General features: G+C 45.6%; 22 protein-coding genes, 12 tRNA genes and 1 riboswitch. Of the genes, 6 read left to right on the top strand and 28 right to left on the bottom strand.

The features are described from left to right. Positions 1-270: 270 nt before the first annotated feature. Together NFU07_RS11670 and NFU07_RS11665 are read right to left on the bottom strand one after the other, a co-directional pair. Positions 271-1,284 carry an LLM class flavin-dependent oxidoreductase gene (locus tag NFU07_RS11670; RefSeq protein WP_251478326.1) on the bottom strand — a complete coding sequence of 338 codons (1,014 nt, stop codon included), beginning with the start codon at positions 1,282-1,284 and terminating at the stop codon, positions 271-273. Between the two features lie 22 nt (positions 1,285-1,306). Beyond that, on the bottom strand, positions 1,307-2,110 hold the full coding sequence (locus tag NFU07_RS11665; RefSeq protein ID WP_251478323.1) for an alpha/beta hydrolase: 804 nt from the start codon (positions 2,108-2,110) through the stop codon (positions 1,307-1,309). A 103-nt stretch (positions 2,111-2,213) separates the two neighbouring features. On the opposite strand from NFU07_RS11665, the gene NFU07_RS11660 reads away from it, so the two are divergent. Continuing rightward, on the top strand, positions 2,214-2,723 hold the full coding sequence (locus NFU07_RS11660; protein WP_251478321.1) for a gamma carbonic anhydrase: 510 nt from the start codon (positions 2,214-2,216) through the stop codon (positions 2,721-2,723). A gap of 48 nt (positions 2,724-2,771) precedes the next feature. On the opposite strand, the gene metK is transcribed toward NFU07_RS11660, so the two are convergent. After that, positions 2,772-3,968 carry a methionine adenosyltransferase gene (gene metK / locus NFU07_RS11655; protein WP_235198824.1) on the bottom strand — a complete coding sequence of 399 codons (1,197 nt, stop codon included), beginning with the start codon at positions 3,966-3,968 and terminating at the stop codon, positions 2,772-2,774. A gap of 200 nt (positions 3,969-4,168) precedes the next feature. After that, a riboswitch (SAM riboswitch) is annotated at positions 4,169-4,282 on the bottom strand. A 238-nt stretch (positions 4,283-4,520) separates the two neighbouring features. Here metK and pckA point away from each other — a divergent pair. Then, the gene (gene pckA, locus NFU07_RS11650; RefSeq protein WP_251478319.1) at positions 4,521-6,113 is read left to right on the top strand and encodes a phosphoenolpyruvate carboxykinase (ATP); all 1,593 of its coding nucleotides are present in this window, start codon (positions 4,521-4,523) and stop codon (positions 6,111-6,113) included. A 505-nt stretch (positions 6,114-6,618) separates the two neighbouring features. Here pckA and NFU07_RS11645 read toward each other — a convergent pair. From NFU07_RS11645 to NFU07_RS11635, 3 genes are all read right to left on the bottom strand, one after another. Then, positions 6,619-7,401 (bottom strand): alpha/beta hydrolase family protein, encoded by a 783-nt coding sequence (locus NFU07_RS11645; RefSeq protein WP_235198822.1) that lies wholly within the window; start codon positions 7,399-7,401, stop codon positions 6,619-6,621. Further along, entirely contained in the window at positions 7,382-7,840 is a 459-nt protein-coding gene (locus tag NFU07_RS11640) for an NUDIX domain-containing protein (protein ID WP_285835958.1), read from the bottom strand. The genes NFU07_RS11645 and NFU07_RS11640 overlap by 20 nt, the downstream gene beginning before the upstream one ends. A gap of 64 nt (positions 7,841-7,904) precedes the next feature. Further along, on the bottom strand, positions 7,905-8,351 hold the full coding sequence (locus tag NFU07_RS11635) for a Dps family protein (RefSeq protein ID WP_251478315.1): 447 nt from the start codon (positions 8,349-8,351) through the stop codon (positions 7,905-7,907). A 109-nt stretch (positions 8,352-8,460) separates the two neighbouring features. On the opposite strand from NFU07_RS11635, the gene yidD reads away from it, so the two are divergent. Together yidD and NFU07_RS11625 are read left to right on the top strand one after the other, a co-directional pair. After that, a complete protein-coding gene (gene yidD / locus NFU07_RS11630; protein ID WP_251478314.1) occupies positions 8,461-8,691 on the top strand; it encodes a membrane protein insertion efficiency factor YidD in 231 nt (76 codons plus the stop codon). 89 nt (positions 8,692-8,780) lie between these two features. After that, positions 8,781-9,779, top strand: a complete 999-nt coding sequence (locus NFU07_RS11625) for a metal ABC transporter solute-binding protein, Zn/Mn family (RefSeq protein WP_251478311.1) — start codon at positions 8,781-8,783, stop codon at positions 9,777-9,779. 33 nt (positions 9,780-9,812) lie between these two features. On the opposite strand, the gene NFU07_RS11620 is transcribed toward NFU07_RS11625, so the two are convergent. The 10 genes from NFU07_RS11620 to NFU07_RS11575 form a co-directional block, all read right to left on the bottom strand. After that, entirely contained in the window at positions 9,813-10,040 is a 228-nt protein-coding gene (locus tag NFU07_RS11620) for a hypothetical protein (RefSeq protein WP_251478308.1), read from the bottom strand. After that, complete coding sequence (locus tag NFU07_RS11615; protein ID WP_235198816.1) at positions 10,037-10,336, bottom strand: YesK-like family protein; 300 nt, start codon at positions 10,334-10,336, stop codon at positions 10,037-10,039. The genes NFU07_RS11620 and NFU07_RS11615 overlap by 4 nt, the downstream gene beginning before the upstream one ends. Positions 10,337-10,347: 11 nt before the next feature. Continuing rightward, complete coding sequence (locus tag NFU07_RS11610) at positions 10,348-11,076, bottom strand: AAA family ATPase (protein ID WP_251478305.1); 729 nt, start codon at positions 11,074-11,076, stop codon at positions 10,348-10,350. 31 nt (positions 11,077-11,107) lie between these two features. After that, positions 11,108-11,368, bottom strand: coding sequence for a hypothetical protein (locus NFU07_RS11605; protein WP_251478302.1), 261 nt, complete (start codon positions 11,366-11,368; stop codon positions 11,108-11,110). Positions 11,369-11,472: 104 nt separating this feature from the next. Further along, positions 11,473-12,537, bottom strand: a complete 1,065-nt coding sequence (gene menC, locus NFU07_RS11600; protein WP_251478298.1) for an o-succinylbenzoate synthase — start codon at positions 12,535-12,537, stop codon at positions 11,473-11,475. Beyond that, complete coding sequence (locus NFU07_RS11595; protein ID WP_251478296.1) at positions 12,528-13,961, bottom strand: o-succinylbenzoate--CoA ligase; 1,434 nt, start codon at positions 13,959-13,961, stop codon at positions 12,528-12,530. The genes menC and NFU07_RS11595 overlap by 10 nt, the downstream gene beginning before the upstream one ends. A gap of 132 nt (positions 13,962-14,093) precedes the next feature. Next, positions 14,094-14,912: a 1,4-dihydroxy-2-naphthoyl-CoA synthase gene (gene menB / locus NFU07_RS11590; protein WP_224077328.1), complete on the bottom strand. Its 819-nt coding sequence runs from the start codon at positions 14,910-14,912 to the stop codon at positions 14,094-14,096. Further along, positions 14,909-15,736, bottom strand: a complete 828-nt coding sequence (gene menH, locus NFU07_RS11585) for a 2-succinyl-6-hydroxy-2,4-cyclohexadiene-1-carboxylate synthase (protein WP_251478294.1) — start codon at positions 15,734-15,736, stop codon at positions 14,909-14,911. The genes menB and menH overlap by 4 nt, the downstream gene beginning before the upstream one ends. Further along, positions 15,733-17,433, bottom strand: a complete 1,701-nt coding sequence (gene menD, locus NFU07_RS11580) for a 2-succinyl-5-enolpyruvyl-6-hydroxy-3-cyclohexene-1-carboxylic-acid synthase (protein WP_251478292.1) — start codon at positions 17,431-17,433, stop codon at positions 15,733-15,735. Before menD ends, menH begins: the two co-directional genes overlap by 4 nt. After that, a complete protein-coding gene (locus NFU07_RS11575; protein WP_251478290.1) occupies positions 17,426-18,811 on the bottom strand; it encodes an isochorismate synthase in 1,386 nt (461 codons plus the stop codon). The genes menD and NFU07_RS11575 overlap by 8 nt, the downstream gene beginning before the upstream one ends. 171 nt (positions 18,812-18,982) lie before the next feature. Here NFU07_RS11575 and NFU07_RS11570 point away from each other — a divergent pair, with 171 nt between their 5' ends. Together NFU07_RS11570 and NFU07_RS11565 are read left to right on the top strand one after the other, a co-directional pair. Continuing rightward, on the top strand, positions 18,983-19,894 hold the full coding sequence (locus NFU07_RS11570) for a 1,4-dihydroxy-2-naphthoate polyprenyltransferase (protein ID WP_251478288.1): 912 nt from the start codon (positions 18,983-18,985) through the stop codon (positions 19,892-19,894). A gap of 198 nt (positions 19,895-20,092) precedes the next feature. Continuing rightward, positions 20,093-21,079: a DMT family transporter gene (locus NFU07_RS11565; protein WP_251478286.1), complete on the top strand. Its 987-nt coding sequence runs from the start codon at positions 20,093-20,095 to the stop codon at positions 21,077-21,079. 63 nt (positions 21,080-21,142) lie between these two features. Here the strand turns inward: NFU07_RS11565 and NFU07_RS11560 are convergent. The 12 genes from NFU07_RS11560 to NFU07_RS11505 all read right to left on the bottom strand — a co-directional run bounded on the left by NFU07_RS11560 (position 21,143) and on the right by NFU07_RS11505 (position 22,247). After that, a tRNA-Glu gene (locus NFU07_RS11560) sits at positions 21,143-21,214 on the bottom strand. A 6-nt stretch (positions 21,215-21,220) separates the two neighbouring features. Further along, positions 21,221-21,311 (bottom strand) — tRNA-Ser (locus tag NFU07_RS11555). A gap of 4 nt (positions 21,312-21,315) precedes the next feature. Continuing rightward, a tRNA-Asn gene (locus NFU07_RS11550) sits at positions 21,316-21,390 on the bottom strand. A gap of 1 nt (position 21,391) precedes the next feature. Next, positions 21,392-21,468 (bottom strand) — tRNA-Ile (locus tag NFU07_RS11545). Positions 21,469-21,478: 10 nt separating this feature from the next. Beyond that, a tRNA-Gly gene (locus tag NFU07_RS11540) sits at positions 21,479-21,552 on the bottom strand. A 5-nt stretch (positions 21,553-21,557) separates the two neighbouring features. Further along, positions 21,558-21,633 (bottom strand) — tRNA-Phe (locus NFU07_RS11535). 19 nt (positions 21,634-21,652) lie between these two features. Then, positions 21,653-21,728: transfer RNA gene (locus NFU07_RS11530), tRNA-Asp, on the bottom strand. Positions 21,729-21,731: 3 nt separating this feature from the next. Then, a tRNA-Met gene (locus tag NFU07_RS11525) sits at positions 21,732-21,808 on the bottom strand. Positions 21,809-21,883: 75 nt separating this feature from the next. Then, positions 21,884-21,976 (bottom strand) — tRNA-Ser (locus tag NFU07_RS11520). 15 nt (positions 21,977-21,991) lie between these two features. Continuing rightward, positions 21,992-22,068: transfer RNA gene (locus NFU07_RS11515), tRNA-Ile, on the bottom strand. A gap of 8 nt (positions 22,069-22,076) precedes the next feature. Further along, a tRNA-Met gene (locus NFU07_RS11510) sits at positions 22,077-22,150 on the bottom strand. 21 nt (positions 22,151-22,171) lie between these two features. Then, a tRNA-Ala gene (locus NFU07_RS11505) sits at positions 22,172-22,247 on the bottom strand. Positions 22,248-22,297: the final 50 nt, after the last annotated feature.

The raw sequence follows: 22,297 nt of genomic DNA, 5'->3' as shown, positions 1-22,297 counted from the left end.
AAACCCTCAGCTCAATAAAAAATTCTCATTCAACTTGATACGGTGAACCTGTAGTTGCAATCCAATATATTCTCATTCGCTCCTTTTAACCATTTTTACAAATTGTAATCATTACGTTTTATAGATTATATTTATTTCTTCCTAATTGCAAGCCTTTTTTTATATTCCCGTGTAATAAAAAAAACATCCGCAAATGTTGAAAACATTTTACGGACGTTTATTCGTCTTAAGAACCGATTCAATTTTTTAAAAGTAAATCGTCTAATTGCTTTATTTGCTTTGCCGTTTCTGCATTTCTTCTGCCACTAATCGGTAAGAAGCCAATTTGTCGGCGAAATCATACGTGATGGTCACAAGCATAACTTCATCCGCACCATAGCCTTCTGCTAATTCTTCCAAAGCATCGACTACTTTTTCAGGTGTCCCGACAATCATCCGTCTGCGGTTTTCTTCTACCAGCAGGCGTTCGAATTTAGAATACGGATAATTGAAGGCGCGCTCAGGCGGCGGCGTGCCATTTGATGGCATTCCTTGTGCGCCCATGGCTAGTGATAAGTCCATCGAAGACGCCACCCATTCCGCTTTCTCTTCCGTTTCTTGGCATACAACGAAAATCGCTACGCCTTGATACGGTTTTGATCCATCCATTGATTCGAAACGGTCGCGGTAAGTTTTGGCAAAACTTTGGCCGCCTTCTCCATTGATAAACTGCGCGAACATATAAGGCAAGCCTTTTTCAGCAGCCAATTGCGCAGAACTCTGGCTCGAACCCAGCACCCAAACCGGCGGTGCTGAATCTGTCACCGGCGTCGCTTTCATGCCGTAGTACGCATGGTCTTCCGGAATCCGATCTTCCAAATACATGCGCAGTTCGTCTATTTGAGCAGGAAAACGGTCTACATCCCGTTTCCGTCCTTCATTCAGCGCGTAGCTCGCCCGCGGCATTCCGCCCGGCGCCCGCCCAACACCGACGTCAATCCGTCCGGGATATAAAGTTTCAAGGAGCTTAAAGTTCTCAGCCACTTTAAAAGAAGAGTAATGCGGCAGCATGACCCCTCCTGAGCCAAGCCGAATTGTATTTGTCATTGCCCCCAAATGGGATATCAATATTTCCGGTGAAGAACCTGCGAGCGTCGTAGCATCATGGTGTTCGGAAACCCAAAATCTCGTATAGCCCCATTTCTCTGCCATTTGTGCGAGCTTCGCTGTTTCTTTCAGCGCTTCCTCGGGTGTACGGCCCTCTGAAATCGGCGATTGATCTAATATACTAAAGGCTAAAGCCATGTCATCCCTTCTCTCACAAAACTTAGTGCACCACGTATCCTAAAGAACGCAAAACATTCTTGATAAATAAATGCGAAGAAATAAAGATGTCTTCGCGTTCTGGCTCCTGGAATAAATCGTGGTAAGCATTTGTCCATTCTTTGTAGCTGAATTCCTTAAGATTTTGCTGTTTGAGCCAGCGTTTCGCTATTTCTTTATCCGTGATCATATCCCGTTCTCCTGTATGGATAAATACCGGAATGTCCGGAAATACCCCTTTGCTTTGGGCAAGCTGCTTTAAATAGGATTGAAGCTCATGATACCAGCCTACCGAAATTTCAGTCCGGTAGAAAGGATCCTCTTTTTCCTGCTCGATTACTTCTTGGTTCTTGGTCAATTCTTCAATGGAAATATGGTGATTGATCTTTACTCGGGAAGTCACTTTATGAAAGCCGGTCAAAGCATTCGAAAATTTAGAAGGTGTCTTGATCAATTGCAGCCAAGGCGAAGTGAAAACAACTCCGGCGATATCCATTCTATTTTTGGAAAGCACACTCATCGCAAGAGTCGCCCCTAAGCCGTGAGCCACGATAAATACCGGCAATTCGTTTTCCATCGCTACTTTAACCGCTGTCTTTATGGATTTCTCGTACTCTTCAAACGGTTCCCGATGCGCCGTATCTTTTTCCGCATTTTCGCCATGCCCAGGCAAATCTCCCATGATGACATGGAAATTCGCGCCACGCCAATGATCGATTTGCCAAGCATATCGCAGATGATGTTCATATGCACTATGAATGAGGACTACTACAGCTTTTGCCGGTCCGATGGATTCCCATTTCCACATTTCAAGCCACCTCTTTCTCTTGCGCAGGCTGCAACGCCATTTGACCTTTACGCTTATTTTGATAGGATTAGTATTATCTTATCTTTTTTACTGGAGGTTTTCCATGATTTACCCATTCAAAGACAAACACCCATCCATTCACCCCTCAGCTTTTATCGCTGACCATACAACGATTACAGGCGATGTCGTTATCGGCGAAGATTCCTCGGTCTGGTTCAACACCGTCATCCGCGGCGATGTCGCACCTACCATTATCGGCAAGAAAACCAATATCCAAGACCTATGCATGCTTCATCAAAGTCCAGGGAACCCGCTGATTTTGGAAGACGAAGTCACTATCGGCCATCAAGTGACCTTGCATAGCTGCAAAATTCGCAAAGGTGCGTTAATCGGAATGGGGTCCATCATCTTAGACGGGGCCGAAGTCGGAGAAGGGGCATTCATCGGAGCCGGCAGCCTCGTCCCGCAAGGCAAAGTCATTCCTCCTGGCATGCTGGCATTTGGAAGGCCTGCCAAAGTGGTGCGCGAGCTGCGCAAAGAAGATATCGAAGACATGCAGCGCATTGTCCGGGAATACGCTGAAAAAGGCGCTTACTACAAATCGCTTCAATAAAAAAAGACGGCTGAGCAAATTTGCTCAGCCGTCTTTTTTTATGTGTTTTTATTGAGCGGATTGCTCTTTCAAAGCTGCTGCTTTGTCCGTGCGCTCCCACGGAAGATCGATATCCGTGCGGCCGAAATGGCCATATGCTGCCGTTTGTTTGTAGATTGGACGGCGAAGATCCAACATTTTGATGATCCCTGCTGGACGCAGATCAAAGTTCCCGCGTACAAGCTCAATCAATTTGTTTTCTTCTACAGTGCCTGTTCCAAACGTATCGACTGCAATTGATACTGGGTGAGCTACGCCGATTGCGTAAGCCAGCTGTACTTCACAACGTTCAGCAAGGCCGGCTGCGACGATGTTTTTCGCTACGTAGCGAGCTGCATATGCTGCAGAACGGTCCACTTTTGTTGCATCTTTTCCTGAGAAAGCACCGCCGCCGTGGCGCGCATATCCACCGTAAGTATCTACGATGATTTTGCGTCCAGTAAGGCCGGCATCCCCTTGTGGCCCACCGATAACAAAGCGGCCAGTTGGATTGATGAAGTATTTTGTTTCTGCATCGATCAAGTGTGCAGGAACCACTTCGTTGATGACATATTCTTTAATATTGCGCTGGATTTGCTCAAGCGTCACTTCTGGATGATGCTGCGTAGAAATAACGATTGTGTCCACACGCAATGGTTTATTGTTTTCATCGTATTCGATTGTCACTTGCGTTTTGCCATCCGGGCGCAAGTATGGAAGAATTTCTTCTTTCCGCACTTCTGCAAGGCGGCGCGCCAATTTATGCGCTAAGGCAATCGGAAGCGGCATGAATTCTTCTGTTTCGTTAGTTGCGTATCCAAACATCAGACCTTGGTCTCCTGCTCCGATATCATCTAGTTCTTTATCTGTCATTTGGCCTTCACGCGATTCAAGCGCTACGTTGACTCCGGCAGCAATATCCGGTGATTGTTCATCAATTGCTGTCAAAACGGCACTTGTTTCAGAATCGAAACCGTATTTTGCACGGGTATAGCCAATTTCGCGAACAGTTTCACGAACTACTTTCGGGATATCCACATACGTAGAAGTCGTGATTTCACCGGCTACTAAAACTAGTCCTGTAGTTACGGTTGTTTCGCATGCAACGCGTGCATTTGGGTCTTCTGCTAAAATCGCATCCAAAATTGCGTCTGAGATCTGATCGCAAATTTTATCCGGATGTCCTTCTGTTACTGATTCTGACGTGAATAATCGACGGTTTGTCAAAATGTGTTCCTCCTTAGATCCTGCGAGATTGCTCTCGAAATTGATACGGTACTCGTTTCCCATGTCAAGTCCGTTCCCAAAAGGGATTGAACTTTAAGCCGTTGTGGCTCTTGTACACGAGGATTAAGGGCAAAATTTCATAAAAAAATCCCTTCCATCATATACATGAGGAAAGGAGAAATCATCAGTAGCACCTTTCACTCTTATCGTCCAAGGCCTTGTGCCTTGCTTCAGGTTTGGCACCTTCTCTGCATATTCGCAGCAGGTTGCCGGGTTTCATAGGGCCTGCCCCCTCCACCAGCTCGGAATAAGAGTATCCGTTCAATTTTTCATCATACGGAATGTGCTTAGCGATGTCAACGTTTTTAATGACCAACTCTTTCAATAAAAGATATAATGGTTTTATTGGCCTCCAAAAAGCACATTATTTACGTTTTTTTCGATTCCCTTTGTTATTAGTATAGACTATTTAACACAATGTGTTATACTAATCTTCGAATATACATCCTCCCCATTCGCAATGGGAATAACCGAAAAGGAAGGTACATATAAATGAATCCAGTGAATATCAAAAACGACCTAAAGGATCTTTTAAATGGCCAAAACGTGCACGTTCAATTATCTGTTCCACAATTAGTGGAAGCTGCAACATCCCGTGGGGAAGCGGTATTAACTAGAGAAGGCGCTGTAGCAGCCGAAACCGGCAAATATACAGGCCGCTCGCCAAAAGATAAATACATCGTTGATGAGGCAATTTCGAGAGACAAAATAGATTGGGGCAATGTCAACCGCCCGATTTCTTCGGAAATTTTCGAGAACCTTTATGCCAAAGTGATCGATCACTTAAAGCAAAAAGATGCTCTATATGTATTTAAAGGCTTTGCTGGAGCTGACCATGAGTCACGCCTGGCGATTCAAACCATCAATGAATATGCATGGCATAACCTGTTTGCGCATCAATTATTCATTCGTCCGACAAAAGAAGAGCTGGCAGCGCATGAAGCAGAATTTACGGTTGTCTATGCGCCTACCTTCCATGCAGATCCGGCTATTGATGGCACAGATTCTGAAACCTTCATCATTGTATCGATGGAAAAGAAAATCATCTTGATCGGCGGAACAGAATACGCCGGCGAAATGAAGAAATCGATTTTCTCCATCATGAACCACATCTTGCCGGAAAAAGGGATTCTCCCAATGCACTGTTCAGCGAACGTCGGCAAAGACGGCGATGTTACGTTGTTCTTCGGATTATCAGGTACAGGAAAAACAACCTTGTCAGCAGACGGCGACCGCAAATTGATCGGCGACGACGAGCACGGCTGGTCGGATAACGGCGTTTTCAATATCGAAGGCGGCTGCTATGCGAAGACCATCAATTTATCGCGTGAAAACGAACCGCAGATTTATGACGCTATTCGTTTCGGATCGGTTCTTGAAAATGTTGTTGTAGATCCGGAAACGCGCATCCCTGATTATGACAATGGTTCCCTAACTGAGAATACACGAGCAGCTTATCCGATTCAAGCAATCGATAATATTGTAGACCCGTCTGTAGGCGGACACCCTAAAACTATCGTGTTCTTGACGGCTGATGCATTTGGCGTCTTGCCTCCAATCAGCAAACTGTCAAAAGAACAAGCGATGTACCACTTCTTAAGCGGCTATACATCAAAACTTGCGGGCACAGAACGCGGTATTACAGCACCTGAAGCCACTTTCTCAACTTGCTTCGGTTCACCGTTCCTTCCGCTTCACGCAACTGTGTATGCAGAAATGCTGGGCGAGAAAATCGACGAACATGGTGTGGAAGTCTTCTTGGTAAACACAGGCTGGACTGGCGGCGAATACGGTGTCGGAAGCCGTATGAAACTTTCTTATACACGTACAATGGTGCGCGCTGCGATGAAAGGCGAATTGCACAATATCGAGACAGAAAAAGAAGCAATCTTTGGCTTGGAAATTCCAAAAGAAATTCCGGGCGTGCCTACTGAAGTCTTGAATCCACGCAATGCATGGACAGATAAAGACGCATACGATCAAAAAGCTAAAGAACTTTCATCTAAATTCCAAGACAACTTCAAAAAGTTCGGTACAGTAGATCCAGCCATCAGCCAACTTGGCGGACCGGCTCCACTGTCATAAGCAAACAAACGGAAAGAAGCTCTCCAGTTAATATGGAGAGCTTCTTTCCGTTTGTCGAGAAACTGGTTGAATTGGAGCATCTGCTTCTATAAACCGCACTTCGGCGCTATGGACAAGGCTCCCACAATAAGCCGAGAAGACCACTCGTCTTATTGCTTCGCCCAGTCCGAAGCCGCGCCGGTGCTAGAGAACTTTCTAGAGATATGGAGCAAAACAGCGGAGGAAAACCGTACTGCTCCTGCAGTGCTGCGCACTTCGTCGCAAAGTATGGGCCGAATTCAGTTCGGCCCATACTTGCCTGCGGCTTAGCGAGTCGACCGATATACCGCAGGGAGCGCCGCGAACGAGGAGGATTGGGCGTGAGCCCGCTGGAAAGCGCAGCTGTTTTGTGGAATATCGGATTCCTGAATGAAACTTATTTTAGTTTCTATCTTTTTCAACACACTGGAAAGAAGCTCTCCAGTTAATATGGAGAGCTTCTTTTTTATTTCCTGGTTCCAATCGGTCAACTTTTTTCCTGCTCTTTCATCCAGACAGTCAGCGCTTTCGCCACTTTCCGGTTCGCTGCCGGCGGGAAGAAATGCGTGTATTCCGGGAAATACCAGGTTTCATGCGCTTGTTCATTCATCTTCAATGCCTCTTCCAATAAATACGCCTGCGCAGGAAAGACATTCTCATCTTGCAAGCCATGAATAATTAAGAATGGCATATGTGCTTCCTCGATCCGCAGCAGCGGATTCCGCTCTTCGAAGGCAGTCAAAGCGGTGTTTGGAGTGCCGCCATACAAGCGCTTCATCATGCGCCGCATATCAGGGCGTTCTTTATACGTCAGCACTGTATCCGTTACTCCAGCCCATGTTACGACCGACGCAATATCATCACGCAAGACCGCTGTCCAAAGTGCCATGATGCCGCCGCGCGAAAATGCCAGCAGGTGGACCGGTCCTGAACATTTCTGCTTGAGCACTTCCACTGCATGGACAGCATCCCAGCGGTCTGCCCCCGCGAATTCATCGCGTCCTTCCCCGCCGCGGTTCCCTCTGTAGTAAGGTGCAAAAACCGTAAATCCGTATGCGGCAAATTGCGCAATGCGTGCAGGGCGTACCATCCCGATCGATTGAATGCCTCCTCTTAAATAGAGGATGCCGCTCGTACTTTTTCCTTTTTTCGGCTCAGCGAGCAGCCCTTTCACTTTAAGGCCATCAGACCAATAGACAATTTCCGTCAACTTTACCCGTGGATTAGGCGAAGGGTAAAGTTTTGCCGATTCAATTTTCCCATTTTCCAAGCTCTTTCACCTTCTCCATGATTTTCAGCATTCCCTGGTCTTTCATGAGGAAACTAAAATCTTCTGTTACTTCTAATCCCTCTTTTAATACGGCGCCTTTTGTTTCCATCAATTTCACGGAATCGATTCGTTCCACTTCGGCAATAAAAACCGTTTTGCAGAAAGAAGGCTGACCGTAAACGACGTATTCTGCAAACCATTCCAGTTTCTCAGCTACCCCGCCCGTTTCTTCATATACTTCCCTAGCTGCTGCTGCCTTTAAACTTTCGCCAGCCTCTACCTTACCGCCCGGAAATTCGATTCCACGCTTTGGATGGTCCGTCATCAGCCATTTCCCCTGATACTTTGCAATAACTAAGACATGACGGCTCGGAACATCGAAGGAGTCGGGAACAAAGGAAAGTTCACAGCGAAAACCATTGAAATCGGTATAAATCATCATTTCACCTCACTGCCATCAAAAAAGCGTACACTCGTTAAAGTGTACGCCGAGTCCTTCTATTTTACTTCTTTTCGCCTAAGAATGCAGAAAGCATCCAAGAATGCTTCTCTAAGTTCTGGTGGATCGCGTTTAACATATCTTCCGTCATATCATCGCCGTCTGCAGCAGCAAGTTCCATTCCTTTTTTCAAGGAAACCATGATTTTATCATAGTCGCTTACTACAGTATCAACCATTTCTTCTGCAGTTTCTTTGCTTGTCGCTTCTTCAACGACTGAAAGCTCCAATTGTTCCTTCATCGTAGCAACTGGCTTTCCGCCAAGTGCAAGCAAACGTTCTGCAATTTCATCCATATGAAGCGTTGCTTCATTGTATAATTCTTCAAATTTCACGTGAAGTGTAAAGAATGATGGCCCTTTTACATACCAGTGGAAATTATGTAATTTCGTATAGGCTACTGACCAAGTTGCGACTTGTACGTTTAATTCGTGGTTTAATTCTGCTGACATTAAAATCACTCTCCATTTGTATTTGATAAGCTCTTATACTTTATTTATACCTCTAACCTGCCTACAATAAACATAACGAAACTTCCACTTGAAAGAAGATGACTTCACGATGAAAACGATCCTTATTAAAATTTTCCGCTTTTATCAGCGTTTCATTTCCCCGTTGTCGCCGCCAAGCTGCCGCTTTTATCCGACCTGCTCGCATTATGGAATCGAAGCTGTTGAAAAACATGGGGCGATAAAAGGTGGCTATCTAGCCGTACGCCGTATCTTAAGCTGCAACCCTTTCAATAAAGGCGGAATCGATTTTGTTCCAGAAGAATGGCCACCAAAAAAATAATTTTGGTGGTTTTTCTTGTGTTTTGAAATAGCATCGTGTAATATTCTCTAAGTAAATAAAACGTAACCGTTACATTTTGGAGGAAATTTATGAAGAAACTTATTCCGTTACTGATCCTTATTTTACTACTGGCTGCTTGCGGTGACTCGACAACCGATACTCGATCTGAACCGGAAGACGATGCGAAGCTCCATGTCTATACGACCGTCTATCCGCTCACTTACTTTACAGAACGGATTGGCGGCGACGCCGTTACTGTTGAATCCATTTATCCGGCTGGATCCAATGAACATAGTTTTGAACCGACCCAGCAAGACATGATTGCACTTGCTGAAGCGGATTTGATGTTTTACGTTGGACTTGGCCTTGAAGGATTTATCGACAGTGCACAAAAAACGCTGAAGAATGAAAATGTCGAGTTTGTTGCAACCGCTGATGAAATCACTGATGAGGAGTTGGTGGCAGCGACTAGCCATGAAGAACATCATGAAGGCGATGCTCATGATGACGAGTCTCACGATGAAGAAGCCCACGATGAAGAGTCTCACGAAGGCCATGACCACGGCTCAACTGATCCCCATGTCTGGATCTCCCCTGTGCTTAGCCAGAAATTAGCGGAATCCATCAAAGATTCCTTAGCAGAGGCGGATCCGGAAAACTCGGAAATCTTTGAAAGCAATTATGCTGAATTGCTAATCGAGTTGGAAGAATTGGACCGCTCATTTGCCGAACTGGCAGAACAAGCGGACAATAAAACCTTCTTCGTTTCCCATGCAGCATTCGGCTATATGGCTGAGCCTTACGGGTTGGAGCAAGTCGCTATCGCCGGTTTGAACAGCCAAGACGAACCATCCCAGAAAGAACTCACAGAAATTGTGGATTTAGCAAAAGAGAAAAACATCAAACACATCATTTTCGAGCAGAACGTGTCATCGAATCTAACCGAAGTGATTCAGAAAGAAGTCGGTGCAGAAGCGCTTGAAATGAACAATCTCGGCGTCCTCACCCAAGAAAACATTGACGACGAAGAAACTTATTTCACCTTGATGGAAAAGAATCTTGAAACATTAAAGACAGCCTTGCAATAAAAAAGAAGGATTCCAAATGGAGTCCTTCTTTTCCTATGTTTTAATGAGCTTTTGCGTGATGCCGAATGCGAGTGTCGCCGTCAATACCATTCCAGCGAATGAAACTAGAGGCGGCAATCCAAAAATTGCCGGCTCATTCCCTGTTTGAGCGGCATTTGCAATATCCGGAACATATAGTGAAGTAAGTATCATTCCTGAACCGATTTGCGCCACAGTAAGCAACAAAATAAAGGTGACGATAAAGACCAAATACTTTTTCATTTTTTTGATTTCCTCCTATCGATAAAATAAGATAAGCCAGCATACATGAAACTGCCCACAACCGTGCCAATCAAGGCACATATTCCGAGGATGCCATAGCCCATCCCTTCCCATCCGCCAATAAATAGACTGATAATGACTACCGCAATACTCGCCAGCAGCAAAGAGGCAAAACTCATAGCAATCGTTTGAACCGCTTTTTCAGGCGGCAAGATTTTTTTCAAACCTATACCTGACAGGGCTAACACTATTGCTATAGCAAGAACAAGAAATAGGAGAAATCCATACCCTTCCATCTATGCACCTCCTAGTCCTCCATTATCTCTTTTAAAAACCGCTCCCGATGGTCCAAGAATGATTTGGTAATTCGGTAATGATCCGTTTCTTCGTATTGTACTTCTCGTATCGAACCATGGTCGAAACTGAGAATCTGAGCTCCAGGGAACCCGAGCAAGATCGGCGAATGGGTAGCGATGATGAATTGGCATTCTTCATCTTGCGTCAATTCATGCAAAATCCTTAAAAACATCAACTGCCGCTGCGGTGAAAGCGCCGCCTCCGGCTCATCCAGCAGATAAATCGCTTCACCGCTGAAACGGTTTAAGAATAAAGATAGAAACGATTCTCCATGGGACTGTTCGTGCAAAGATTTCCCGCCATATGCCCGGTAAGGAATCATTTCTTCTTTAGCCATTTCATCGATATGCGTTGCAAAATGATAAAAAGATTCAGCGCGCATAAAAAAGCCATTCCCTATCTTCGGCAGCCAAGATAAGCGGATATAATCCCCCAGCACCGACTGGGAAGCGTGGACATCATATGTATTATTGCGGCCTCCCCCGGCCGTATTGAAATCGCATTTATCAGCAATGGCTTCCAGCAACGTAGATTTTCCGGAACCGTTCTCTCCAACAAAAAAAGTGATCGGACTTGTCAGTTCCAATTGCTCGAGTTCTTTGATCGATGGTATCGTAAAAGGATACTGCGACGTATCTTCCACTTCTTCTTTCAGCAGCGTAATTCTTTTGAGAAACATTTTTTCACTTCCTTATAGGTCTATGATTTATTTAATTTCGGCTCCGTTCCCTTTCGGCAGCTTCATATCTGGTGCGCATGCGCCTTTTCGGGATAAAGTCCAACAAATAGTAGGTTCCGATAAACAGCACACCGAATAGGCTCAACTCGATAATAAACTTCAATAATGAGACGAAGGAATATTCACCAGCAAATAGATTCAAGTCATATTCAAAAAAAGCCAGCCTCAAATAAGTAAGGTCCGCAACTAATCGGGTGAATAAAATTGCGAAAAACAGCTTCCAAAAACTCATCACTCCGGCCCCTTTCTGCTATATGTATATACGCATCAAAAAGGGATTAGTTCCCTTACAAAAAAGAAAAAAGTTCGGATTGACTCATCAACCCAAACTTTCTTTTACAATTGTATATCATAGCCAATGCCATGCTCTTTGCTAAGTTCAATTTTCCCGCCCACGACTTTTATTTCAGGAGCGATGATGTCCCGTTCCCAGAAATGCCCCGAATCCGAAAAATCGCCTGGCAAAGTGACGCCAGGAAGAGACGCCAAGGCTAAGTTATGGGCTTTCGATACACCGAACTCGATCATTCCGCCAACCCACATTCCAATCGAATGGTTTTGGCATAACTCCACGATTCGCAATGTTTCGCTCCAGCCGCCAAGTCTGCCCATTTTCAAGACGACAATATCGCCAGCCTGTTCAAAAATCATCCGTTCCACATCTTCAAAACTCTTGATGCTTTCGTCCAAACAGATGGCTGTCTTCATTTCTAGTTTAGCTCGTGCATGCAGCTGCCACCCTTGTTCCCCAAAAGGCTGTTCGATTAACGCAAGTCCGATCGAGTCGAACTGTTTAAGCTGATTGAAATTTGTTTCATCGAACGCGCCATTCGCATCTGCAAAAAACAGGGTCTCGGGATAGCTTGAAACGATGTTTTTCAGCAATTCCTTATTTGTTGCAGGATTAATTTTTATTTTGATGCGGCTATACCCTTTAGCAACTGCCGCTTCTACACGGCCAGCAATTTCAGCTTCATCTGCAGCCACAACGACACCTGCCTCGACTGCTTCTCCGCTGCCGCCGACCATTTGCCAAAGCGGCGACTCTTTCTTCTTCGCAAAAAGGTCCCACACCGCCATTTCGATTGCCGCTTTTGCCATGCGATTGCCTTTCACCTGGCTAAATCGCCCCGTGACTTCCTCGGGGCCATCGAGCGTTTTACCGTTTAATAGAGGGATAAGTACATTTTCCATCACAAATCGGCAACCGGTTATCGTTTCTTCCGTATACCAAGGCGTTGAGAAGGCCACGCATTCCCCGTAGCCTTTTAACCCTTCATTTGAAATCACTGTCACTAAAATCGCTTCCCGCTCTTTTACATGCTGTAGGGACGTTTTAAAAGGCAGCTTCAGAGGCTGCTTGATCGGCGTCAAAAGGATTTCGGAAATTGTCACGTCCATGCTTTCAGCTCTCTTCTCAAGAGTTTATTCGAAGCGTTTCGCGGTAAGGAATCCACAAAGGTCAATTGCTTCGGCACTTTATAGGAAGCGATTTGCTGTTTGCAATACGTAAGCAATTCTTCGGCTTCAACCGGTTTATTCATGACCACAAAAGCGACCGGCACTTCTCCCCATTTTTCATGTGCCGCACCGCAGACACCGGCTTCCCGAACAGCCGGATGCCCAAGCAGCACTTTCTCAATTTCGGCAGGGTAGACATTCTCACCGCCAGATACGATCAAATCCGAACGCCGGTCTACGACAAATAGAAAACCTTCGTTATCCAAGTAGCCGATATCTCCCGTATGCAGCCAGCCATCTTCCTGAACTTGCCGATCCGAGAATCGGCCAATATAGCCTGGCGTCACTTGGGGCCCATGAATGAGAATCTCTCCTTTTTCACCGGCTTTTTCGGTTCCTTCTATTTTCACTTGGTACAAAAACAATGGTTTGCCGGAAGAACCGATTTTTCGTTCCGCATCCGCCGGCTGCAACGTCGTCGTTTGTGACGAAGTCTCCGTCATGCCATATGTCTGGAGAACCGGAATCTCCAACTTGTCTGCCCGTTTCATGTAAGCAACAGGAACTGGGCCACCGCCTGCAAGAATCGCTTTAAACCGCGGAGATGCTTTCATTCCAGCTTCTTCTACGTTGCTGAGTACACGTTCCAACATCACACCCACCAGCGACACATGCGTGACTGAACCTTCGCAAATTTCCCGTGCAGTATGCTCAGCGTCAAACTTCTCATACAGCCGGACGCCCATGCCGTAAATCAGCGAACGCATCAAAATTGAAAATCCACTGATATGGAACAAGGGCACTGAACAAAGCCAGACATCTTCTGGTGCAACCCCAATGTTCAGCGCTGAAGAAACAGCGCTTGAAAAATGGTTTTCAGCCGTCTGCCGGACGCCTTTCGGATGGCCCGTTGTTCCGGAAGTATACATAATGGAAATCGTGCGGCTTTGCTCCCACTCTGTCGCCGGCGTAAAGTCTGAAGCTCGCTCATCTTTGATCCGGCTGAACAGGATGGGATTCCGTTCTCCGACTTTTTCTTTCAGGAGATCATCTGCCATTACAAAATCCGCTGCTGAATCATCAATTTGATAAGCGAGTTCTGCCGGAGCCAATCGTTCATTCAGCATGACCATTTCACAGCCAAGGTGCAGGCAGCCATACATGATAAAAATGAAATCAGGATTTGACTTGGCGAGAATTGCGACGCGGGAATCCGGCTGGATTCCTAGACCAGCTAATTTCCCTGCATATTCCAGCGCTAAATTATTGATTTCGGTGAATGTCCATTGTTGATCTTGGAAAGACAGCGCTATTCGGCTGCCGCTTAAATGGCTGCGTTGAGTCAGCCAGTTTGGATAAGTCATTTTAAAACCCTTCCTTTTCAGAAAAGCGCAAATGCGCGTCTAGCTATCGAATACGCAATTCCAGTTTTTACAGCATTTTATTTTCTAAAAAAAGCTGTCCCCCTAAGAGGACAGCTTTCGATTATTCGTTGATCAAGGGAAACGAGGGAATTGGCCGAAATCCGGTTTGCGTTTTTCTTTAAACGCGTCGCGTCCTTCTTTCGCTTCGTCTGTTGTATAGTAAAGCAATGTAGCGTCTCCCGCCATTTGCTGAAGTCCAGCAAGGCCATCTGTGTCTGCGTTCATTGCCGCTTTTACAAAACGAAGTGCTGTCGGGCTCATTTCGAGCATTTCCTCGCACCATTTAACCGTTTCATCTTCAAGCTGCTCATATGGCACTACCGTGTTGACTAAGCCCATATCAAGTGCTTCTTGCGCGTCGTATTGACGGCATAGGTACCAAATTTCACGCGCTTTCTTATGGCCGATGATACGTGCTAAATAGCCTGAACCGTATCCAGCATCAAATGAACCGACGCGCGGTCCTGTTTGGCCGAAACGTGCATTGTCAGCTGCAATCGTTAAATCGCAGACTACGTGCAAGACATGTCCGCCGCCGATTGCATAACCAGCCACCATTGCTACTACCGGTTTTGGAATTACACGGATTAGACGTTGAAGGTCCAATACGTTCAAACGTGGAATTTCATCTTCTCCTACATAGCCCCCGTGCCCGCGGACGCTTTGGTCTCCGCCTGAGCAGAATGCTTTTTCGCCTTCACCTGTTAAGACGATTACGCCTACTTTTGAATCATCGCGTGCACGTGAAAATGCATCGATCATTTCATGGACTGTTTTCGGACGGAATGCATTGCGCACTTCCGGACGGTTGATGGTAATTTTGGCAATGCCGTTATACGTCTCATATTTGATGTCTTCATATGTACGTTCTGTTACCCATTCGCGTGTCATGATTTTCCTCCTTGGATGTTCAATCTCAAATACTCATCTACTATTGTAGCAAACTCAGCCGGTTTTTCCACATGAATTGCATGTCCTGCTTCGACTATTTGGTGCTGCACCTGTAAAAAAGCCGTTTTCATCTCACCGGCAATAGCCTCGAATTTCAAATCCATGCTGCCTGTTATCAGCAATACCGGAACATGGATGTCTTTTAAATGGTTCCAATAAGAAGGCTGCGAGCCTGTTCCCATGCCGATTAAGCTGTTTGCGAGCCCTTGCGGCTGCTGGCTTAGGCGCTCTTGCTTTATTTCATCTCTAATTTCAAACGGCAATTTTTTCTGGCTGTCAAAAAGCGGGATATTTTCCCACTTATCAACAAAAGACTGGATTCCATTTGCTAAAATCGTTAAGGCAAGTTCACTGTCGCGTTGCTGGCGTTCTACCTGCTCAGCTGCGGTTTTAAGCCCCGGCGATGCACTTTCCAGGATAAGTGCCTGCAAGCGTTCCGGATGGGCAATAGCATAAGCTAGAGCAGTTCGGCCGCCCATTGAATAGCCCGCAAGGACAAATTCCGTAAAGCCGAGCTCAGAAAATAAATCATGCAAGTCACGCACTTGAAGTTCCATGACGTAGCGGGAGGCATCTTCCGGCACAGCCGTTTTGCCGTGGCCGAGGAGATCGACCAAGACCACTTTGTAGTCGGACAGCGAACCGGCTATTCTTTGCCATGTTTTAGCACTGCCAGTAAATCCATGTAAAAAAACGATCGTCGGAGATTTGTCATCATTCCAAATTTCTACATGGTAATCCAAGCCGTTAACTTTCACAGTCATTGCTTTGCCAGCTCCTCGTTGAATCGATCCCATAGTTTCCGGTGGCTGCGGACATTTTGCTGTCTATCGGTAAAGACTTCAATGATTCTGACTTGTTTTTCTTTCGGTAGACGCAAAGCCTCGATCAATTGCTCTTTCGTTTCAACGGCAGCATATTCCGCATCGTACATGCGCGCCGCATCTTCAAATTTCAAGCCGGTCGGTGTGCCGAACAGCGCTTCAAAATGCCGCTCTTCTTCCGATTGCGGCAAATAAGAAAAGATTCCGCCGCCGTCATTGTTCATCACGACCACTGTTAAATCCGTTTCCTGCATTTTAGAAGCGATCAACCCATTCATATCATGCAAGAACGACAAATCGCCGATCAATAAATAAGCAGGGCGTTTGGATGCCGCCTGTACGCCGAATGCAGTAGAAACGACACCGTCGATTCCATTCGCTCCCCGATTTGCATACAACATGGCTTGCCGTCCGTTCGTATGGAAGAACGTGTCCACATCCCGAATTGGCATACTGCTGCCGACGATCAAATCGCAAGCGTCCAATTCTTCGAACAGCACTTTAGCAAGAACGCCTTCATCCATTTCATCTTGGCAATGCTGCTCGACAATTTCCCAGTACAACGCAGAAGCTGTCCGCCATTTCTCAGTAAATGCATTATGCTGCTTTGTCTCTATTTCAAGCTTCCATAATTCTTTTGGAGGCGCTTGGATATGATGCGTCACAACGGACTGTGCATCACGCATCATCGGACTTTCATCGAAAACAGCATAAGTTTCCGGCTTAACGCTGGCCAAGAACAAAGTCAACGGCTTCGAAACCGGCTGAGGTCCAATCCGAATCACCGCATCAGGCACCATCGCTTCCTTAAACTCTCTATTTTTCAATAGCGCATCATACGAATCAATGATTAAATGCTGATGCTCTTCTTTCACTCCTGAACGGAGATTAGATAAAGGATCGGCTAGAATTGGCCAATTTAATTTCCGGGCAAACTCCCAGAATTCTGTAGGCATCCGTTCCGTCATTTCACCGACTACCAATAATCCCCGTTCTTTAGCCAATAAATCCTGCAGAAAAGATTTTGTTTCATTAGTTAACACAAAATCTCCTGTAAAATGCATCATTTCTCCAGAACTTTCGTAGCTTTGTTCAAAATCGATCCGCAACGGCTCACGGAAAGGCACATTCAAATGCACAGGACCCTTCGGCGCAGTTTTTGCAGTCGCAATCGACCGGTGCAAATGCCGGGATAAGAAACTCAATTGATTTTCCGGCTCCGGCATCGGCAAATCTGCCGACCATTTAACATGGGAACCAAAAAGGTTGATTTGATTGATCGCTTGAGGCGCACCCACTTCACGCAATTCATGCGGCCGGTCAGCTGTCACCACAAGTAAAGGAACACGTGCATAATAGGCTTCTACAATCGCTGGGAAATAATTGGCTGCCGCCGTTCCAGACGTACAGAGCAGCATGACCGGATTGCCGGATGCTTTAGCCAGCCCTAAAGCAAAATACGCAGCTGAACGTTCATCGATTTGGCGATAAACCGTCAAGCTCTCTTGCTTCATGCATGCATAGGCAAGCGGGGTAGAACGGGAACCTGGACTGATGACCACATTTTTCACTCCCAAATGCACAAGAGAGTGGGTAAAGGCTGATACATATTCTGTTAATGATTTACGATTAGTCACTCATTTGACCTCCAAGGACACGGAGCATCGGTCTAAATTTAACCCATGTTTCGTCATATTCTGCTTCAGGGTGAGAATCTTCAACAATTCCCCCTCCTGCATATAAATACGCTTCTTTTCCATCAAGCAAAGCTGAACGTATTGCGACAGCAAATTCACCATCGCCATTTGCATCAATCCAGCCGACTGGCGCAGCATAATAGCCGCGGCTCATCGTTTCATACTGGCGAATCAAACTCATCGCTTCCTGTTTCGGTTCACCGCCAAGAGCAGGTGTCGGATGTAAATCCCGCACAAGATCCAATAGATTGGATCCTTCTTTTAACTCCCCTTCAACCGGTGTATAAAGGTGTTGGATATCTCGTATTTTCATCAATTTCGGCATTTTTGGCACAAACATCTTCGAACTATGTGCATTAAATACCTGACTGATCATCTTCACGACAAATTGATGCTCCGAGCGGTTTTTCTTATCATTTAATAATTCATTTCCAAGTGCTGTATCGATTTCCACAGTCTTGCCGCGTGGAGTCGATCCAGCTAAACAAGTAGACAGTGCTTGCCGATCCTGCACTTTAACCAACCGTTCGGGGGTCGCCCCAAAGAAAAACTGATTTTCCGCTTCCATTCCAAATAGAAAGCTTTCCGGCTGTTCTTCTGAAACTTGATAAAGAGCAGCTGCCGCTTCCAAGGGCTGATCAAAATTCAGCTTTAAGGCTCGAGCAATCACGACTTTTTCTGCCTGTTTCGCTTTAATAACGGCGGTCACTTTTTTTATCGAATCCAAGTATTCATTTTTCTTAAGCTCTGTCCGCTTAACGACTAGCGGTTTACGGTACTTTTTGAGTTCTGATACTTGAGCGGCATGAATTAACCGATCCCGTTCTTTGCGCAAAGCATCAAATGCAGCAAACGTTTCTTTTTCCTTTGTAATTAAATGAATACTCACAAATGCCCGTTCGCCTTTAATAATCAATTGAAAAGTTGGCACTGCAAAATAAGCTTCTGGAAATTTTGTCCAAACACTCTGTTTTTCATTCAACGGATCGAAAGAGAAACCACCGAAAAGAATCGGCTGGACTTCCCGCTCTTCATTGACAATTTGCTTGCACAAAGTCTGCCATTCTTCTTTAACCTGTTCAAAACGCCCATGAGGGCTATGCGCTGTAATCACATGAGCGTGTCCAAGACCGACCCAGGTAAACGTCTTTTCACGGTTTTGCCAAAACATTCGTTTTCCTTTAAACTGCTGCTCGCCTGCTTCAAAAAAAGCCAGAGCCGACATTCTGGATACTTCAATCGTTTCCGTATAAAATCGATATGCTAAATAGCGCATATCCGTAAAATTTTCCGGCGATGAATACTGCTGTGAATTCATCAAATTACCTCCGTTTTTCATTTAAGTACACTATATACGTGAAAGTTCACTTTTTAAATCTCTATCCTCTATCATACTCTTTTCTTCTAATTTCAGCACACCATATGCTGTATTTAGCGTGAATTTGAAGTACAATAAAGGGTGGAAAGAATTAAAGGAGAGGTACACAACATGACACATTCCATTCAGGCAGACAGCGGCTGGCGCGTATGGTGGCAATTAACCCGTCCACATACTTTAACCGCATCGTTTGCTCCCGTCTTTTTAGGCACCATGATTGCCATCAACTATACCAATATCCATTGGGGATTATTTCTGGCTATGCTCATTGCGAGTTTGTTGATCCAGGCAGCAACCAATATGTTCAATGAGTATTATGATTTTGCCCGAGGATTGGATAATGAGAAATCGGTCGGTATCGGCGGTGCCATTGTCCGAAACGGTGTTAAACCCAAAACTGTTTTATCACTCGCCTTGTTTCTCTATTTAATCGCTGCTGTCATCGGCATTTGGATTTGCTCTCAAACCAGCTGGTGGCTGCTTGTGGTAGGCGGTGCTGCAATGGCTATTGGCTATTTGTATACAGGCGGACCTTATCCAATCGCTTATACGCCATTTGGTGAATTATTCTCTGGAGTCGTTATGGGTTATTTGATCGTAATCATTGCATTCTATATCCAAACGATGTCTGTAACAGTAGAAGCTTCATTGCTAGCTGTACCAAGCACCTTACTAGTTGCAGCTATCATGATGACCAATAATATCCGCGATATGGTCGGAGACGCTGCAAGCGGCCGTAAGACATTGGTTATCCTGACAGGCAGACCGATCGGAGTAACGATATTAGCTTCGTTCTTTGCCATTTCTTATCTATGGATCTTGGCATTAGTGATTTTCAATGATTTAACGCCATGGACCCTTCTAGTATTCCTTAGTGCTCCTAAAGCGTTGAATGTAGTAAAAACTTTTAGACGCTACACAGAACCATTGGAAGTCATGCCTGCAATGAAAGCAACGGGCATCACAAATACCTTGTTTGCCTTTTTGTTAGGCATTGGGCTTCTCATCCATCATCTTCTCTAAAAAAGCAGCTACTTCGAATCTATCCAACGTAGCAAAAACCAATTCAATAGTTAAGCTTTATTAGAAGCCAGGGGTTTTCCTTTAAGTTTTTACTCAACTTATTGGAAAGCCCCTTTTTGTTAGTTGATCTTGTTGACCGAAATTTCCAAAAACGATATATTAGAATAAATTTATTTATTGTTAAAGCGAGGTAAACCAATGAAACCAATACTAATCGGAGTAGTCGCCGCTTTCTTCTTTGCTTTCACATTCGTATTCAATGCCAGTATGGAAGCAACAGGTGGAAACTGGCTCTGGAGCGCTTCTTTACGCTATATCTTTATGATTCCGTTTCTTTTAATAATTGTACTGGCGCGCAGGAACTTAATTCCTCTCTTTAACGAAATGAGAAAAGCCCCAGTGAGCTGGTTGTTATGGAGTTTTATTGGGTTCGTCCTCTTTTATGCGCCATTATGTTTTGCTGCAGCTTATTCACCCGGCTGGCTTATTGCTGGCACTTGGCAGATCACGATCATCTCGGGCTCATTGCTTGCCCCTCTTTTTTTCTATACGATACAAACAGCAAAAGGCCAAATCCAATTGAGAGAAAAAATTCCTTATAAAGGATTAGCTTTTTCTTTTCTTATTTTGCTAGGAGTAATTATCATGCAACTGGAACATGCACAAGAAATCCCTCTTCAAACATTTCTAATGGGATTCTTGCCTGTTTTAGTCGCCTCCTTCGCCTTCCCATTGGGCAACCGGAAAATGATGGTGCTTTGCAATGACCAGCTAGACGCTTACCAGCGCGTTCTTGGCATGACTTTAGCAAGCCTTCCTTTTTGGTTGGTGTTATCATTCTTCGCATTAGCAACTGAAGGACCTCCAAGTATAAACCAAAGCTTGCAATCGCTGATAGTAGCAGTGAGTTCTGGCGTCATAGCCACCGTTCTGTTTTTTAAAGCTACCGATATGGTTCGTAAAGATATGAAAAAACTAGCGGCAGTTGAAGCGACACAGTCCCTGGAAGTTCTTTTTGCGTTATTTGGTGAAATTCTTATCTTATCGATTGCTTTGCCTACACCTCTTTCCTGGGTTGGGATTGCCATCGTCATGGCTGGTATGGTTATCCATAGCCAGCTCTCTGCAATTAAACCCACCCGGAATGCTAATATAGAGACGTTAACCAAAAAGCAGCCGCTTTAAAACAAGCAGCTGCTTTTTTGCGCAAAAAAAATGCCATGCAAATGAATGCATGACATTTTCATATGACCCCTACGGGATTCGAACCCGTGTTACCGCCGTGAAAGGGCGGTGTCTTAACCGCTTGACCAAGGGGCCAATTACTGGCGGAGAAGGAGGGATTTGAACCCTCGCGCCGGTTTCCCGACCTACACCCTTAGCAGGGGCGCCTCTTCAGCCACTTGAGTACTTCCCCAGTATGGCTCCGAAGGTAGGACTCGAACCTACGACCATCGCATTAACAGTGCGGTGCTCTACCACTGAGCTACTTCGGAATGGTGGGCCTAAATGGACTCGAACCATCGACCTCACGCTTATCAGGCGTGCGCTCTAACCAGCTGAGCTATAGGCCCATATGTATAATGGAGCGGGTGAAGGGAATCGAACCCTCATCATCAGCTTGGAAGGCTGAGGTTTTACCACTAAACTACACCCGCATATATGGTGGGTCAGGACGGAATCGAACCGCCGACACTTAGAGCTTCAATCTAATGCTCTACCAACTGAGCTACTGACCCACATATGAAAGATTAAAAATGGCGGTCCCGACCGGGATCGAACCGGCGATCTCCTGCGTGACAGGCAGGCATGTTAACCGCTACACCACGGGACCATTTGGTTGCGGGGGCAGGATTTGAACCTGCGACCTCCGGGTTATGAGCCCGACGAGCTACCGAACTGCTCTACCCCGCGATAATAATATTGATATTAGTTTCTTCTATTATATAGAAGTTTTAAAAAGGATAGTCCACACATTTTTTATAAAGATGGAGGAGGAAGAGGGATTCGAACCCCCGCGGGATTTGACTCCCCTGTCGGTTTTCAAGACCGATCCCTTCAGCCAAACTTGGGTATTCCTCCGTGATAATAGATAAATGGTGGACCTTGCAGGACTCGAACCTGCGACCGGACGGTTATGAGCCGTCTGCTCTAACCAACTGAGCTAAAGGTCCTAAAAAAGTGGCGGCAGAGGGGATCGAACCCCCGACCTTACGGGTATGAACCGTACGCTCTAGCCAGCTGAGCTACGCCGCCAGGATCTTTATAATATATAGTTGGTGGAGCCTAGCGGGATCGAACCGCTGACCTCCTGCGTGCAAGGCAGGCGCTCTCCCAGCTGAGCTAAGGCCCCATTGAATGGTCGGGAAGACAGGATTCGAACCTGCGACCCCTTGGTCCCAA

Origin of the sequence: Planococcus sp. NCCP-2050, from assembly GCF_023708025.1 — a bacterium.
In the GTDB taxonomy this organism is placed as follows: Bacteria; Bacillota; Bacilli; order Bacillales_A; family Planococcaceae; genus Planococcus.
Note: the sequence above shows the minus strand (reverse complement) of the source record. Positions and strands in the feature narration are given on the sequence as shown.

Bases quoted from the DNA above. Each gene is read 5' to 3' on its own strand.
- NFU07_RS11665 (WP_251478323.1), bottom strand. From the start codon at position 2,110: ATGTGGAAATGGGAATCCATCGGACCGGCAAAAGCTGTAGTAGTCCTC.
- NFU07_RS11660 (WP_251478321.1), top strand. From the start codon at position 2,214: ATGATTTACCCATTCAAAGACAAACACCCATCCATTCACCCCTCAGCT.
- menB (WP_224077328.1), bottom strand. From the start codon at position 14,912: ATGACACGCGAATGGGTAACAGAACGTACATATGAAGACATCAAATAT.
- NFU07_RS11575 (WP_251478290.1), bottom strand. From the start codon at position 18,811: ATGAATTCACAGCAGTATTCATCGCCGGAAAATTTTACGGATATGCGC.
- NFU07_RS11670 (WP_251478326.1), bottom strand. From the start codon at position 1,284: ATGGCTTTAGCCTTTAGTATATTAGATCAATCGCCGATTTCAGAGGGC.
- yidD (WP_251478314.1), top strand. From the start codon at position 8,461: ATGAAAACGATCCTTATTAAAATTTTCCGCTTTTATCAGCGTTTCATT.
- NFU07_RS11570 (WP_251478288.1), top strand. From the start codon at position 18,983: ATGACACATTCCATTCAGGCAGACAGCGGCTGGCGCGTATGGTGGCAA.
- pckA (WP_251478319.1), top strand. From the start codon at position 4,521: ATGAATCCAGTGAATATCAAAAACGACCTAAAGGATCTTTTAAATGGC.
- NFU07_RS11625 (WP_251478311.1), top strand. From the start codon at position 8,781: ATGAAGAAACTTATTCCGTTACTGATCCTTATTTTACTACTGGCTGCT.
- menH (WP_251478294.1), bottom strand. From the start codon at position 15,736: ATGACTGTGAAAGTTAACGGCTTGGATTACCATGTAGAAATTTGGAAT.
- menC (WP_251478298.1), bottom strand. From the start codon at position 12,537: ATGGACGTGACAATTTCCGAAATCCTTTTGACGCCGATCAAGCAGCCT.
- NFU07_RS11615 (WP_235198816.1), bottom strand. From the start codon at position 10,336: ATGGAAGGGTATGGATTTCTCCTATTTCTTGTTCTTGCTATAGCAATA.
- NFU07_RS11635 (WP_251478315.1), bottom strand. From the start codon at position 8,351: ATGTCAGCAGAATTAAACCACGAATTAAACGTACAAGTCGCAACTTGG.
- NFU07_RS11595 (WP_251478296.1), bottom strand. From the start codon at position 13,961: ATGACTTATCCAAACTGGCTGACTCAACGCAGCCATTTAAGCGGCAGC.
- NFU07_RS11565 (WP_251478286.1), top strand. From the start codon at position 20,093: ATGAAACCAATACTAATCGGAGTAGTCGCCGCTTTCTTCTTTGCTTTC.
- NFU07_RS11605 (WP_251478302.1), bottom strand. From the start codon at position 11,368: ATGAGTTTTTGGAAGCTGTTTTTCGCAATTTTATTCACCCGATTAGTT.
- NFU07_RS11620 (WP_251478308.1), bottom strand. From the start codon at position 10,040: ATGAAAAAGTATTTGGTCTTTATCGTCACCTTTATTTTGTTGCTTACT.
- NFU07_RS11610 (WP_251478305.1), bottom strand. From the start codon at position 11,076: ATGTTTCTCAAAAGAATTACGCTGCTGAAAGAAGAAGTGGAAGATACG.
- NFU07_RS11640 (WP_285835958.1), bottom strand. From the start codon at position 7,840: ATGATTTATACCGATTTCAATGGTTTTCGCTGTGAACTTTCCTTTGTT.